The following is a 14100-nucleotide window of genomic DNA, read 5'->3' on the forward strand; positions in this document are numbered from 1 at the left end:
ATGGGAGAGCGACAGTGTAGAGCCTGCACGCAGCGCCTCAGCCACCCTCCGGATGCAGGAAGTGATGCACGGCCTGGATCACCACCGAACCCTCGCCGACACCGGAGGCGACGCGCTTGACCGAACCGGCCCGCACGTCACCGACCGCGTAAATGCCCGGCAGCGTCGTCGCATAAGGCGACTCCAGCAGGTTGCCCTGTGCGCAGCGTCCGGTCAGCACGAAACCGTGATCATCCAGCGCGAGGCAACCTTGCAGCCAGTCGGTATTGGGTTCGGCGCCGATCATCACGAACATGTTGCCGACAGCGCGGGTGATGACCTCGCCGGTGTCACGATGGCGCCAGCTGACGCGACGCAGTCGCGTGTCGCCATCCAGCGCCACCACCTCCGAGCGGGAGTGCAAGGTGATCGTGGAGGATTGCGCGATGCGCTGCACGAGATAATCGGACATGGTGGCGGCCAGGCCGCTGGAACGCACGAGCACGTGCACGTGCGAGGCGATGCGCGAAAGGAATACCGCCGCCTGCCCCGCCGAGTTGCCACCGCCTACGACCACCACCTCCTCGTTGGCGCACAGCTGACCCTCCATGGCAGTGGCGGCATAGTGGATGCCCGCGCCTTCGAAGCGTGCATAGCCGGGCACGTCGAGTTTGCGGTAGCGCGCACCGCACGCCACGATCACCGCGCGCGCCGCAAGGGTCTGCCCGTCGTCCAGGTGCAGGCGATAAGGTTGTCCTGAACAGTCGAGCCCATCGGCATGGCGCGACACCGCCATGCGGGCGCCGAACTTCAGCGCCTGCGCCTGCGCGCGCCCCGACAGCGCCTGCCCGGAGATGCCGGTGGGAAAGCCAAGATAGTTTTCTATCTTGGACGACGTGCCCGCCTGTCCTCCCGGCGCCAGCCCCTCGACCACGATGGTGCAGAGGCCTTCGGATGCCGCGTACACCGCCGCGGCGAGCCCGGCCGGCCCGGCGCCCACCACCGCAACGTCGTAAACGCGTTGCGGATCGATCACCTCAGTGAGGCCGAGCGCGTCGGCCAGTTCGGCCGTGCCCGGATTCTGCAGGAAGCAGTGTTCCGCGCAGATCACCACGGGCAACTGGTCATCACGTAGCCGGAAAGTTTCGATGAAGCCACCGGCGGCGGGATCCACTTCGGTGTCGATGAGCCGATGCGGGTAACCATTGCGCACCAGAAAGCGCTCTATGCGCAACGTGTCGGCGCCATGCCCTGGCCCCACCAGCACCACGCCGTGACCCATGCGGATCAGGCCCACGCGGCGCAGGATGAAGGCGCGCATGATGATCTCGCTGATGTCAGCCTCGGACGCAACCATGCGCCGGAACGCGTCCGCGTGCACCCGCACCAGGCGGCTATCCACCGCGACTCGCCCCGAGGCGAGGACGCCGCGGTCGCTCAACAGATTCATTTCGCCGCTGAACTGGCGCGGCCCGTGCATGGTGAACACGTTGTCCTTGCCGTGGAGGTCGAGGCTGAAGATTTCGATCAGCCCTTCCAGCACCAGGAAAAAATCGACGCCACGCTGGCCGTGCTGGAACAGCACGGTTCCCCCGGGCACGGACTCTTCCTCTCCGTAGGCCGCAATACGCTGCACCATCTCAAGACTCAGCCGCGGAAACATCTGCTCGCGACGGTTCATGGGATCGGTGGGGTCGTAGACGACCTCGGGCGGCGCAGACTGATCCGACATGCAAGACACCTCGTCATGGTGGCGCCCGCCCGTTGCATGGCGGGGTCTTCCTGCCACGGCTTTGCGCGACAAGGGCGCCACGCGAACCGCTCAGCCCATCGTGCGCCCGCAAGCGTGGCAGGGGCAAGTCAACGAGAGGACGCCGTCATCGCGCGGGTGATCGACTTGACGAGTCGTTCACGGAACCAGCGATGCGCGGCGTCGCCATCCTTGGACTGATGCCAGTAGGCAAGAATCGGAATCGCCTTGAGCCGTAGCGGCAGCGGATGCACGGTGATGGGCAGCAGGCCCGCGAGGTGATCGGCGTAAGCCTTGGGCACGGTCAGCAGCAACTCGCTCGCTGCGGCGATCTGGCAGGCCGAGAAGTAGTGCTGGCATACCATGCGCACCTCGCGGAACATGCCGTTCTGCCCCAACAACACATCCAGCGCACTGGACTCGCCGAGCGGCGAGACGGTCACGTGTTGCGCACCGAGGTAGTCGCTGCGGCGAAGCTGGCCCGACAAGGGATGGTTGCGGCGCATCACCACCACCAGCGTCTCGTCGAGCATCCGGCGGCGGGAAATCTGCGAACCGGCGCGCAGGGGGCGGTCCACCGCGAGATCGAGCGTGCCCGCGCCGAGTTCACGTTCGACCTCGTCCGCCGCCACACGCCGGCTCACGAGGCGCACGCCCGGCGCTTCCTTGCCGATGTCGGCCATCAGCCCCGGCAGCACGATCGACTCCAGGATGTCGCGGAAACCGATCACCAGCTCCAGCTGCAGCTGCGCGGCATGAAAGGCCGGCTGAGCGCGCGTGCTGGCGAGCAGGCCCTTCAGGTGCGACTGCACCGAGGGCATCATCGCGCGCACCTTGTCGGTCGGCAGGAGACGGTTGCCCTGGCGCACGAACAAGGGATCGCCCAACTGGTCGCGCAGGCGGCGCAGGGCGTGCGTCACCGCCGGCTGGGTCAAATGCAGTACGCGCGCTGCCGCGCTTACGCCGCCGTGGGTGTAGATCGCATCGAGCACGCGGAACAGGTTGAGGTCGATGCGGCTGTCGCGTTCCATGGGGACTCTCGGTGCGGATGGGTGCTCACGCGGCGCCCAATTCCTTCCCGCCGTCATCCCAGCGAAAGCTGGGATCCAGCGTATTGTCTTTACGGGAAGTCAAAGTCACTGGATCCCTGCTTCCGCAGGGATGACGGTGAGGGCTGCGTCATTCATTCGATTAATGGCACGCCATAAAGCATATTCATTTCAATAATCATCTGTCACCAGCGTACGCTGCCCCGGAGCCAGGAGATGCCCCCATGGACTTCCAACCCTCCGAGCGCACCCAGGCGCTCACCGGTCGCCTCGAACGCTTCATGCGCGAGCATGTTCTGCCGGCCGAGCCGGTCTATCACTCCCAGCTGAGCGGCGGCGCCGATCATCGCCAGTGGCGACAGCCGACGGTGATGGAGGCGCTGAAGCAGCGCGCGCGCGAAGCCGGACTTTGGAACCTGTTTCTGCCCGATCTCGAGGATGGCCCGGGCCTGAGCAATCTGGAGTACGCGCCGCTGGCCGAGATCATGGGCCACTCGTTCATCGCGCCGGAGGTGTTCAATTGCAACGCGCCCGACACCGGCAACATGGAGGTGCTGCATCGCTACGGCTCGCCGGCGCAGCGTGAGCGCTGGCTGGCGCCGTTGCTCGCTGGCGAGATCCGCTCCGGCTTTGCGATGACCGAGCCGGACGTGGCCTCCTCGGACGCCACCAACATGCGCGCCACTGCACGCGTCGAAGGCAACGAGGTGGTGCTGGACGGCCGCAAGTGGTGGACCACCGGACTGGGTCATCCGCACTGCCGCTTCGTGATCTTCATGGGTCTGAGCGACGGGGCCGCCGAGCCGCATCGCCGACACAGCATGGTGATCTGTCCGCTCGACGCGCCCGGCGTGCACATCGAGCGCATGCTGCCGGTGTTCCACGACTACGACGAACCCTTCGGCCATGGGCAGCTCACCTTTTCCCACGTGCGACTGCCGCTGGACCACGTGATCCTCGGCCCCGGTCGCGGCTTCGAAATCGCCCAGGGTCGCCTCGGGCCGGGCCGAGTGCACCACTGCATGCGCGCACTGGGCGCCGCCGAGCGCGCGCTGGCCCTGTTGTGCCGCCGCGCGCAGACGCGCGTCGCCTTCGGCCAGCCCTTGCTGAAGCTCGGCGGCAATGCCGACATCGTGGCCAACCTGCGCATGGCCATCGAACAGGCGCGCCTGCTGACGCTCAAGACCGCCTGGACCTTGGACACGCAGGGCAGTAAGGCCGCGCTCAGCCTGATCTCGCAGATCAAGGTGGTGGTTCCCGCCGTGGCGCAGCAGGCCGCCGACGCCGCGATCCAGATCCACGGCGGCGCCGGCCTCACCGACGATTTCCCGCTGGCGCAGCTCTATGCCTATGCGCGCATCCTGCGCCTCGCCGACGGCCCCGATGAGGTGCACCGCGCCGTCGTCGCCAAACTGGAAGCCAAGGCCCAGCTGGCCCGGGAGACGCACGCATGACCGCCATGTCCGACCAGGCACGCGCGGTACGCGAGGAGGATGCGTTCGATCTGTCTCGCGTCGACGCCTTTCTCAAGCAACACGTCGAGGGACTGGCGGGCACGCCCACCCTGAGCCAGTTTCCCGGCGGCGCCTCCAACCTCACCTACCTGCTCAGCTACCCCGACCGGGAGCTGGTGCTGCGCCGGCCGCCGAAAGGCGCCAAGGCCAAATCGGCACACGACATGCTGCGCGAGGCGCGCGTGGTGGCCGCGCTCAAGGCCAGCTATCCCTACGTCCCGGCCATCCTGGCCTGTTGCGACGACGCCAGCGTGCTCGGCCAGGACTTCTACGTGATGGAGCGCCTGCGAGGCGCCATCCTGCGCCGTGACCTGCCGCCCGAGCTCGGGCTGGACCGCGATGGCGTGCGCCAGCTGTGCCTTGGCTTCCTCGACCGGCTCGTCGAGCTGCACCAGGTGGACGTGGCGCAACCGGGCCTGCGCGAGCTCAACAAGGGCGAGGGCTATATCGCGCGCCAGGTCGCCGGCTGGAGCGAGCGCTGGCGCCAGGCCGCCACTGAGGGGTCGGATCCTTGCGAGGACATCATGGCGTGGCTCGCCGCCAGCCAGCCCACACGCGACAACGCCCACTGCGTAATCCACAACGACTACCGCTTCGACAACGTGGTGCTCGCACCGGACGATCCGCTACGGATCATCGGCGTGCTCGACTGGGAAATGGCCACCGTCGGCGATCCGCTGATGGACCTTGGCGGCTCGCTGGCCTATTGGGTCCAGGCGGACGACGACAAGGTGTTCCAGTCGTTCCGACGCCAGCCCACGCACGAGCCCGGCATGCTCACCCGCGCCGAAGTCGTCGCCTATTACGGCGAGCGCACCGGATTGGATGTTTCACGCTTCGGTTTCTACGAGGTGTTTGGACTGTTCCGCCTGATGGTGATCGTGCAGCAGATCTATCGGCGCTATGCATTGGGACAGACCACCAACCCCCAATTCGCCGGCTTTGGTGACGCCGCCCGCTATCTCGGCATGCGCTGTCGCCGCCTGATCGCAGCGGAGGGCTGAGCCGTGCGCGAACTGCTGCTGATACGCCACGGCCAGGCAAGCTTCGGCGCCGAGGACTATGACCAGCTCTCGCCTTCGGGCGAACAGCAATCGCGGCTGCTCGGCGAGTGGTTCGCCACCACTGGCGCGAGACCCGATGAGGTGGCGATGGGGCCGCGCGTGCGCCACCGTGACACCGCCACACTGTGCCTCGACGCCGCCGGCCTCGCACTGAAACCGATGGTGTTGCCCGGGCTGGATGAGGTTGACCACCACGAATTGCTGGCGCGACTTCGCCCTGAACTCAGCGCACCGGGCGCGCTGCGTGCGGCGATGAGCCAGACGGACGATCCGCACCGCGCATTCCAGCGACTCTTCACAGCCGCGCTCGCCCGCTGGGTCAGCGGCGAATACGACGCCGACTACACGCGCAGCTGGAGTGAGTTTCGTGCGGAAGTGCTGGCGACCTTGCACCTTCTTGCCGACTCCCCGGGCGACACGCTTTGGGCCTTTACATCCGGCGGCCCGATCTCGGTCATCGTCGGCGCGCTGCTCGGCACGCCTGAAGCGCAGGCGTTCCAGCTCAGCTGGCCGCTCGTGAACACCGGCGTGACGCGCCTGCGGCTAGGGTCACGGGGACCTGTGCTGGTGACTTACAACGCATGGCCGCACCTGGAACGCGCGGGAGAGTCAGCCCTGGTGACGCTGCGATGAGGAAGGCTATGTCTCAGCCGCGCGCTTTTGCCGTCATTCCGGCGCAGGCCGGAATCCAGTCGCCGTGTGTTCGGCCATGCAAGGACATTCAGGGCAGGCCTCATGTCGCGTGTATTGCGGCGCCGTACGGTGAGGCCACTGGATTCCGGCCTGCGCCGGAATGACGGTCAAGTGACGATGACCTGCATGTCCTTCTCCACAGGAACGTTCCCATGACCACACCCACCACCTTCGACCTCACCGGCAAGCTCGCCATCGTGACCGGCGCCAGCCGCGGCATCGGGGCAGAGATCGCCAAGCTGTTCGCGCTGCACGGCGCGCACGTAATCGTGTCCAGCCGCAAGCAGGCCGACTGCCAGCTGGTGGTGGACGCCATCGTCGCCGATGGCGGCTCCGCCGAGGCCATGGCCTGCCATATCGGCGAGATGGAGCAGATCGAGTCGCTCTACGCGGAAGTCGAGCTCAAGCACGGCCGACTGGACATCCTGGTCAACAACGCGGCCACCAACCCGTTCTTCGGCCACATCCTCGACACCGACCTGTCGGTGTTCCAGAAGACCGTCGACGTGAACATCCGCGGCTATTTCTACATGTCCACCCATGCGGCGCGGCTGATGGTGAAGAGCGGCGGCGGCTCCATCGTCAACGTGGCCTCGGTCAATGGCGTCGTGCCCGGCCCGCAGCAAGGCATCTACTCCATCACCAAGGCGGCAGTGATCTCGATGACCAAGGCGTTCGCGGTCGAGTGCGCCGAGCAGGGCGTGCGCTGCAACGCGCTGCTGCCCGGTCTCACCGATACCAAGTTCGCCTCGGTGCTGGTCAATACGCCGGCGATCCTCAAGATGGCGCTGGCCCACGTGCCGATGCGCCGAGTGGCGCAGCCGTCCGAGATGGCCGGCGCCGCACTCTATCTCGCTTCCGACGCCGCCTCGTACACGACCGGCGCGGTGTTGAACGTGGATGGCGGTTACCTGTGCATCTGACCCTGAGGACCGCCGCATGAGCGAAACCCTGTCCCAACGCACCGCCGGCAAGCGGGCCTTTATCACCGGCGCGGCGGGTGGCCTTGGCTCCGCCATCGCGCGCATGCTGGCCCGGCATGGCGCCAAGGTGTTCCTGACTGACCTGCATGCCGACGCGGTGACCGCCGTGGCGGAGGAGATCAATCGCGATGCCGGTGTCCAGGTCGCCTGGTCCGCCGCACAGGATGTGCGCGACGAGGCGAACTGGGAGCGCACGCTGGCCGAGGCCGCACTGGCGATGGGCGGCATCTCGGTGCTGGTCAACAACGCCGGCATCGGTTCGCTGGGCGCCATCGACAACATCGAGCTGAAGGAATGGCGGCGCGTGATGAGCGTGAATGTGGAGAGCGTGATGCTCGGCTGCAAGCACGCCATGGCTTACCTGCGCGATGCCCAGCCGGCGTCGATCATCAACATCTCCTCGCTGGCCGCCTTCAAGGTCGATCCCGACTACACCGCCTACAACACGTCCAAGGCCGCGGTGGCGATGCTCACCAAATCGGTGGCGGTGGAGTGCGCCAAGCAGCGGATCGACGTGCGCTGCAACTCGATCCATCCCGCCTTCATCCGCACCGGCATCGTGGCGCCGTTCTTCGAGCAACTGGGCGAAGCGGAAGCGACGCGCAAGTTGGTGCGCGGCATCCCCATGCATCGACTTGGCGAGCCGGACGATGTCGCCTATGCGGCGCTCTATCTCGCGTCGGACGAAAGTCGTTACGTGACCGCAGCCGAACTGGTGATCGATGGCGGCGCCTGCGCCGTCTGACTGGAGAATCCCTCATGACTTTCACGAACCGCCAACTGCTGCTGAAGAGCCGTCCGGAAGGCCTGGTGCAGTCGGACAACTTCGAGCTGCGCGAGCAGGCCACGCCTGAACTCAAGGATGGTCAGGCGTTGGTGCGCGTGCTCTATCTCTCGATGGACCCGACCAACCGCGTGTGGATGAGCGACGTGCCGCAGTACATGCCGCCTGTCGCCATCGGGGAGGTGATGCGCGGCATCGGCATCGGTCGTGTGGTCGCATCCAGGGCGAAGCACTACGCGGTGGGCGACCTGGTGCAGGGCCTGGTGGGTTGGCAGGACTACGCGCTGCTCGACGAAGGCGCGATGGGCTACTGGGTGAAACTGCCGGCCCACCCGCCCGTAGGACTGCCTACCCTGCTCGGCGCCTGCGGCTTCAGCGGCATCACCGCCTACTACGGACTCACCGAGATCGCACCAGTGCAAGCGGGCGAGACGCTGGTCGTCTCGGCGGCCGCGGGTTCCGTGGGCTCGATCGCAGGGCAGATCGGCAAGCTGCGCGGCGCACGCGTGGTCGGCATCGCCGGTGGAGCCGACAAGTGTCGGCACCTCGTCAATGACCTCGGCTTCGACGCCGCGGTGGACTACAAGGCCGACGACTTCAAGCAGCAGCTCGCCGCCGCCACGCCGGATGGCGTCCACGTGAACTTCGAAAACGTCGGCGGCCCAGTGATGCGCGCGGTGCTGTCGCGCATGGTCAATGGCGGTCGCGTCGCCCTGTGCGGCCTCATCGCCAACTACGCGGGCGGCGCCAAACCCTCCGACGACTACAGCGTGATCATCGTCAAGCGCCTGACCGTGCGCGGCTTCCTCGCCTTCGACTGCCGCGACCAGCAGCGCGCCGTGCAGGACCTGGTTGGCTGGGTGCTCAGTGGCCAGATCAAGGCTGGCGAAACCGTCGCCGATGGCCTGGAGAACGCGCCGCAGGTGCTCAACCGGCTGTTCGACGGCAGCCACACCGGCAAGCTGGTGTTGCGCGTGGCCAACGATGTCTGAGGCGAAGGGGTCGCGCCTGTGCGCGACCTGTTGTCAGCCGCCATCCCTCAAAAAAAAGAACGCCGGGCGGATCGCTCCGCCCGGCGTTTCCTTTCATGGCCTGATCAGCGCAGGATCGCCGCCGCGTCCTGCTTCTGCACCAGCGAGTGGCACAGCACGGTGGACTCGGTAGCCTGCGCGAGGCCACGCTCGGCGCCGCTCACCTGCTTGGCGCGGTCCTTGAAGAACGCCTGCAGGCGGTCAGCTTCATCCTGCGAGCAACCGCCACCGCCCACGAGCTCCGGCAGGTGTCCGCCGGAGAAGCTGCCGGTACGCTCCACGATCTTGTCGTAGTTGGTGGTCGCCCAGTGCCATGACGCATCGCGCGCGTTGCGGGTATCGCGGCCGCCACGCAGCAGCATGCCCATCTCGCCCACCTTCACCTTCTTGTCGAGGGCGAAATCACGCACCTGATTGGCCAGCGCCGGATCCCTCACTTCGCTCAGGCCATCGAGCATGGCATTGCGCAGCGCTGGATCGCTGGTCTGCGGCAGCTCGGCGATCAACGCATCCACCGCGGGCTTGCCACGTTCCTGCACGGCCACACCGAGTGCGGCGCCGAGCAGGTCCGAGTCAGCCGAACCAAGGTCGAGGCGGCCATCGGCCTTGCGCTTCAGCGCGGCGTCGCCCTGCTTGAGCAGTTCAGCGCGCACTTCCGGCAGCTTCACCGTCAACGCGAGTTCGTCGGCGAGGGTGCTGCGCAGCAGCGAGTCGGTGTCCGCTTCATTCGCCTTGCGGTGATAGCCCAGCTGCTGCAGGCGCGGCAGGTAGGCGGCCTTCGCCCACGCGGCCAGCTTGGCGCGCTGGGCATCGGTCTGCGCCAGGTTGCGGTAGATCCAGTTGAAGCTGGTCAGCGGCGCTGTGGCCACTTCGCGCGTCTTGGACGAGGTCAGCGGCTTGATCGCGGCGAGCACGTCGCCGGCATCGAGATCACCATGCTTGAAGCTGGCGTACACTGCGTCGGCGTAAGCGAGCTGCTCGGCGTCGTCGAGCTTGTTGATCTGCTTGCCCAGGTTGGCGAGGTCGTTCTTGGCCATCGCGAAGCGGTAGTAGCCGCTGCCGTTGGCGTTCGGCAGCACCCACGTGCCCTTGCTGGCGCCTTCGAGCACCATGCTGCCCTCGGCCTTGTCGAACAGTTCGCAGCTCACCTTGGTGCCGCTGGCGGTGGCGAAGCGCACGCACATCGGCACGCCCCAGACCTGCTTGTCGTCGCCCTTGCTGCCCACCGGCAGATAACGGCTCTGGCTCAGATGCAGCACGGTCTTGCCGTTCTCTTCCGTCAGCCTGGTCTGCACGTACGGCACGCCCGGCTGGTTGAGGAAGCTCTTGAACGCCTGCTTGAAGTCGTTGCCCTTGTCGGCGGCCTTGGCGATGGAGTCGATCAGGTCGTCGGCGGTGGCGTTGCCGTACTTGTGATCCTGGATGTACGCGCGCATGCCCTTCTGGAAGGTGGGCTCGCTCACGTAGCCTTCGAACATGCCCAGCACTGCGGCGCCCTTCTGGTAGGTGATGCCATCGAACGCGGTCTCGATGTCGCCATTACCGGTGATCGGCTGGCGGATCTTGCGCGTGGTGACCAGGCTGTCGCCGTTCATGGCGCCCTGCGCGCCGCGCACGCGGTCGAGGTCGGCGCGGTATTCCGGATGCACCTTCTGCGTCACCTTCTGCTGCATCCAGGTGGCGAAGGCTTCGTTGAGCCACAGGTCGTCCCACCAGGCCAGCGTCACGGTGTCGCCGGTCCACTGGTGCGCGAGCTCATGCGCGGTGACGTTGAACGAACCACGCACGTAGTTGGCCGGGGAATCCGGATCGAGCAGCAGCAGCCAGTCGCGGAAGGTCACCAGGCCCGGGTTCTCCATCGCGCCCGCGGAGAAGTCCGGCGCGGCGAGCAGGTCGAGCTTGTCCCACGGATAGCCGAAGCCGTAGTAGTCCTCGAGCGTGTGGATGATGCTCGGCGTTTCGCCCAGCACATGCTGCATGCGGTGACCTTCGCCCTGCGCGGCGATGCCGCGCAGTTCCAGGTCGCCCTCGCGATAGGCGGTACCCGAAATGTCCGGACCCTTCACCACGTCCCACGGACCGACGCCGAACGCAACGAGATAAGTCGGCAGCGGCTTGGTGGTGGAGAAGGTCAGCGTCTTCCAGCCGTCACCGGCCTTCTCTTCCTTTACCTGCTTGGTGTTGGCCACGCCCACTTCATCGTTGGGAATGGTCAGGCGGATGTCGAACGGCGTCTTGAAGCCGGGCTCGTCGAAACCCGGGAAGGCGTAGCGCGCGCTGATCGGCTCCATCTGCGTCATCGCATACGGCTGGCCCTTGTGGCTGACCTTGTACAGGCCCTGCAGCTGCAGATTGAGCGGCGCGCTGTAGTCGATGGCGAGCGTCAGCTCCTGCGGCTTGAGCGTACCGCCGAAGTCGATGCGCACCACGCCTTCCTGCGGCGCGACTTCCACGTACTTGCCGGCGTGGGCCTTGCCCGAAGCATCGGTCACCGTGACCTTGCCAACCTTCAGCTCACGACCATGCAGCCACAGATGATCGGACGCCTGGGTGAGCTTGAGCTTGATGACCGTCGTACCCGAGAAGTCCTGCTGGCGCGGATCGACCTTGAAGGCCAGCTGGTAGGACTCCGGCTGCGCCCAGCCCGGCAGCTTGCCGTGCGGCTGGTCATCGGCGGCCGGCGCGGCCAAGGCGGCGCCGCAGCACGCGGCAAGGGCGGTGAGTACGAACGGACGAACAAGACGATGCATGCGAGGTAAATCCCCTGGACAAACAAACCCCCACGCTAGGTGCAGTCATGACTCATGACCCAGTGCCAGAAGACATGGTGCCGTCAGCCTGGCGTAAGCGTTCGGAGCGCACCAAGGGACGCAGGACGCCACGCGACCAGGCCCGGCCCCGTTCGCCTGCTCGGTCCGGGTGCCCATTGTTCACGGCGATGACTAGCCGCACTATGATAGACACGATCTATTAACGGGCCTCTCCATGAATCTGCGCGACCTGCACTACCTCGTGGCGCTGGCCGAACACCGGCATTTCGGCCGCGCCGCCGAGGCGAGCTTCGTGAGCCAGCCGACACTGTCGACCCAGATCAAGAAGCTGGAGGACGAGCTGGGCGTGCCGCTGGTGGAACGCACGCCGCGCAAGGTGCTGCTCACCGAGACCGGTCGCGAAATCGCGCGGCGCGCCCGCGGCGTGCTCTCGGAGATCGAGGAGATCAAGGCGATCGCGCAGCGCACGCGCGACCCCGAGTCCGGCACGCTGCGGCTGGGCATCTTCCCCACCCTGGGTCCCTATCTGTTGCCGCACCTGGTGCCGCTGGTGCGCAAGCACCTCCCGCGGCTGGAACTGCTGCTGGTGGAGGAGAAGACCGAGCAGGTGATCCGCATGCTGCGCGAGGGTTCGCTGGACGTGGGCATCCTCGCGCTGCCCCTGCACGAGGACAGCTTGCACACGGAGTTCCTGTTCGAGGAGCCGTTCGTGCTGGCGGTGCCGGAGGAACACCCGCTCGCCCACAAGCAAAAGCGCCTCAAGCTGGACGACCTGGAGGACGAGAGCCTGCTGCTGCTGGAAGATGGCCACTGCATGCGCGACCAGGCGCTGGAGGTGTGCCAGCTTGCCGGCGCCGGCGAACGCTCCGGCTTCCGCGCCACCAGCCTTGAAACGCTGCGCCAGATGGTGGCGGCGAACGTGGGCATCACCCTGTTGCCCACGCTGGCGATCAAGCCACCGGTGGCGCGTACCGACAACGTGCACCTGCTGGAATTCGCGGGCCACCCGCCGAGTCGGCGCATCGCGCTGGTATGGCGCAAGAGTTCATCGATGGGGACGTTCCTCAAGCGCTTTGCTGAAGTGATCGGCGACCTGCCAGCCGGGTTGCTGCAGCCCGGCGTGGCCGAGGACAAGCCCGCGAAACAGGCCGGTCGCTGACGCGTCGATGCAGCGCTTCCTGCTGGCCGGCATCCTGCTGATCTGCGTCCTCGGCGGCGCGCACTGGTGGCGCCATCGCACCCTGACGCCGCCGGTCGGCGTCCTTGCGCCGGATGTGCCGACCCAGATCGACCTGGACGATGGCGCCACGCTGCACCGGGGCAACATCACCCTGGTGACACGCGCGCGCTTTGAGTTGACCGCTCGCGTGCTGTCACGCGAGGACTACCGCTTCGACGCCGGCGCGGTGCTGGCGCCGGTGGACCTCGCACTCGGCTGGGGCCGCATGTCCGACAGCACCGTGCTGTCGCACATCCAGATCACCCAGGGCAACCGTTTCTACTACTGGCACGTCGCCAGCTTTCCCATCCCGCGCAGGGAAATCGAGCGCTCCAGCGCCAACATGCACATGATTCCCGCCGACGACAGCGTGCGCCACGAACTCGACGAGGTACGGCCCGGCGAGCTCATCCACCTTGAAGGTTTCCTGGTGGACGCCAGCCGTCCGGACGGCTGGCGTTGGCGCACATCCATGACGCGCGACGACACCGGCGATGGAGCCTGCGAACTGGTCTTCGTGGAAAGCGTCGCTCCCGCGACGCCTCCTTAAGAGCGCAATCTCAACCGGCGCTGGCTACCCCGATCGGGCAACTCACGCCGGTGCCGCCCAGACCGCAATAGCCGTCCGGATGCTTGGACAGGTACTGCTGGTGTTCGTCCTCGGCGAAGTAGAACGGGCCAGCCAGCGCGATCTCGGTGGTGATCGCGCCATAGCCCGCGCGCGCCAGCTCGGCCTGGAAGCGCCTGGCGGAAGCTTCCGCCGCGACCAGTTGCTGCGCGTCGCCCAGATACAGGGCTGAGCGGTATTGCGTGCCCGTGTCGTTGCCCTGGCGCATGCCCTGCGTCGGATCGTGGTTCTCCCAGAACACACGCAACAGGGTTTCGAGGTCGACCTTGGCCGGGTCGTACACCACGCGCACCACTTCGGCGTGACCGGTTTGTCCCGAACACACTTCGCGATAGGTCGGATTGGGCGTGTAGCCGCCGGCATAGCCCACGGCGGTGGTCAGCACACCGGGGACGCTCCAGAACTTCCGCTCCGCGCCCCAGAAGCAGCCCATGCCCACGACCAAAACGGCGGCGCCGGGAAATGCCTCGACCTGCAGCGGCGCGCCCAGCACGTGATGCGGCGCAGACGGCACGATGGGCCGATCGCGTCCGGGCAGGGCATCTTCGCGATGCGGCATGCGTTGTTTGAAAGCGCCAATACCAAGCATGGGATACCTCCAAAATGCGGGCTGTGCCGGATATGGCGCCCGGCAA

General features: G+C 66.6%; 12 protein-coding genes. 8 read left to right on the top strand and 4 right to left on the bottom strand.

Going from position 1 to position 14100, the window contains the following annotated elements; translation table 11 throughout:
* Nucleotides 1-37: 37 nt before the first annotated feature.
* Together DVT68_RS05700 and DVT68_RS05705 are read right to left on the bottom strand one after the other, a co-directional pair.
* Entirely contained in the window at nt 38-1711 is a 1674-nt protein-coding gene (locus tag DVT68_RS05700; RefSeq protein WP_114824025.1) for an FAD-dependent oxidoreductase, read from the bottom strand.
* Between the two features lie 128 nt (nt 1712-1839).
* Nucleotides 1840-2760, bottom strand: coding sequence for a LysR family transcriptional regulator (locus tag DVT68_RS05705; RefSeq protein WP_114824026.1), 921 nt, complete (start codon nt 2758-2760; stop codon nt 1840-1842).
* Between the two features lie 242 nt (nt 2761-3002).
* Here DVT68_RS05705 and DVT68_RS05710 point away from each other — a divergent pair, with 242 nt between their 5' ends.
* The 6 genes from DVT68_RS05710 to DVT68_RS05735 all read left to right on the top strand — a co-directional run bounded on the left by DVT68_RS05710 (nt 3003) and on the right by DVT68_RS05735 (nt 8808).
* Nucleotides 3003-4232: an acyl-CoA dehydrogenase family protein gene (locus tag DVT68_RS05710; RefSeq protein ID WP_114824027.1), complete on the top strand. Its 1230-nt coding sequence runs from the start codon at nt 3003-3005 to the stop codon at nt 4230-4232.
* On the top strand, nt 4229-5296 hold the full coding sequence (locus DVT68_RS05715) for a phosphotransferase family protein (protein ID WP_114824028.1): 1068 nt from the start codon (nt 4229-4231) through the stop codon (nt 5294-5296). The genes DVT68_RS05710 and DVT68_RS05715 overlap by 4 nt, the downstream gene beginning before the upstream one ends.
* A 3-nt stretch (nt 5297-5299) precedes the next feature.
* Nucleotides 5300-5989 (top strand): histidine phosphatase family protein, encoded by a 690-nt coding sequence (locus DVT68_RS05720; RefSeq protein ID WP_114824029.1) that lies wholly within the window; start codon nt 5300-5302, stop codon nt 5987-5989.
* Nucleotides 5990-6201: 212 nt separating this feature from the next.
* A complete protein-coding gene (locus DVT68_RS05725; protein WP_114824030.1) occupies nt 6202-6972 on the top strand; it encodes an SDR family oxidoreductase in 771 nt (256 codons plus the stop codon).
* Nucleotides 6973-6988: 16 nt separating this feature from the next.
* Entirely contained in the window at nt 6989-7777 is a 789-nt protein-coding gene (locus DVT68_RS05730; RefSeq protein ID WP_114824031.1) for an SDR family oxidoreductase, read from the top strand.
* Between the two features lie 14 nt (nt 7778-7791).
* Nucleotides 7792-8808 (top strand): NADP-dependent oxidoreductase, encoded by a 1017-nt coding sequence (locus DVT68_RS05735; RefSeq protein ID WP_114824032.1) that lies wholly within the window; start codon nt 7792-7794, stop codon nt 8806-8808.
* A gap of 104 nt (nt 8809-8912) precedes the next feature.
* Here DVT68_RS05735 and DVT68_RS05740 read toward each other — a convergent pair whose 3' ends face one another.
* The gene (locus tag DVT68_RS05740) at nt 8913-11597 is read right to left on the bottom strand and encodes a M1 family metallopeptidase (protein WP_114824033.1); all 2685 of its coding nucleotides are present in this window, start codon (nt 11595-11597) and stop codon (nt 8913-8915) included.
* 235 nt (nt 11598-11832) lie between these two features.
* On the opposite strand from DVT68_RS05740, the gene oxyR reads away from it, so the two are divergent.
* Entirely contained in the window at nt 11833-12777 is a 945-nt protein-coding gene (gene oxyR, locus DVT68_RS05745) for a DNA-binding transcriptional regulator OxyR (protein ID WP_114824034.1), read from the top strand.
* A gap of 7 nt (nt 12778-12784) precedes the next feature.
* Nucleotides 12785-13387, top strand: coding sequence for a hypothetical protein (locus tag DVT68_RS05750; protein WP_114824035.1), 603 nt, complete (start codon nt 12785-12787; stop codon nt 13385-13387).
* Nucleotides 13388-13397: 10 nt separating this feature from the next.
* On the opposite strand, the gene msrA is transcribed toward DVT68_RS05750, so the two are convergent.
* Nucleotides 13398-14054 carry a peptide-methionine (S)-S-oxide reductase MsrA gene (msrA, locus tag DVT68_RS05755; RefSeq protein ID WP_114824036.1) on the bottom strand — a complete coding sequence of 219 codons (657 nt, stop codon included), beginning with the start codon at nt 14052-14054 and terminating at the stop codon, nt 13398-13400.
* Between the last annotated feature and the right edge of the window lie 46 nt (nt 14055-14100).

This window comes from Dyella solisilvae, assembly GCF_003351225.1.
Classification (GTDB): domain Bacteria; phylum Pseudomonadota; class Gammaproteobacteria; order Xanthomonadales; family Rhodanobacteraceae; genus Dyella; species Dyella solisilvae.

What these genes read in the sequence shown, in the direction of transcription:
- DVT68_RS05730 (WP_114824031.1), top strand. Translation starts at nt 6,989, where the DNA reads ATGAGCGAAACCCTGTCCCAACGCACCGCCGGCAAGCGGGCCTTTATC.
- DVT68_RS05725 (WP_114824030.1), top strand. Translation starts at nt 6,202, where the DNA reads ATGACCACACCCACCACCTTCGACCTCACCGGCAAGCTCGCCATCGTG.
- DVT68_RS05700 (WP_114824025.1), bottom strand. Translation starts at nt 1,711, where the DNA reads ATGTCGGATCAGTCTGCGCCGCCCGAGGTCGTCTACGACCCCACCGAT.
- DVT68_RS05705 (WP_114824026.1), bottom strand. Translation starts at nt 2,760, where the DNA reads ATGGAACGCGACAGCCGCATCGACCTCAACCTGTTCCGCGTGCTCGAT.
- msrA (WP_114824036.1), bottom strand. Translation starts at nt 14,054, where the DNA reads ATGCTTGGTATTGGCGCTTTCAAACAACGCATGCCGCATCGCGAAGAT.
- DVT68_RS05740 (WP_114824033.1), bottom strand. Translation starts at nt 11,597, where the DNA reads ATGCATCGTCTTGTTCGTCCGTTCGTACTCACCGCCCTTGCCGCGTGC.
- DVT68_RS05735 (WP_114824032.1), top strand. Translation starts at nt 7,792, where the DNA reads ATGACTTTCACGAACCGCCAACTGCTGCTGAAGAGCCGTCCGGAAGGC.
- DVT68_RS05715 (WP_114824028.1), top strand. Translation starts at nt 4,229, where the DNA reads ATGACCGCCATGTCCGACCAGGCACGCGCGGTACGCGAGGAGGATGCG.
- DVT68_RS05750 (WP_114824035.1), top strand. Translation starts at nt 12,785, where the DNA reads ATGCAGCGCTTCCTGCTGGCCGGCATCCTGCTGATCTGCGTCCTCGGC.
- DVT68_RS05710 (WP_114824027.1), top strand. Translation starts at nt 3,003, where the DNA reads ATGGACTTCCAACCCTCCGAGCGCACCCAGGCGCTCACCGGTCGCCTC.
- oxyR (WP_114824034.1), top strand. Translation starts at nt 11,833, where the DNA reads ATGAATCTGCGCGACCTGCACTACCTCGTGGCGCTGGCCGAACACCGG.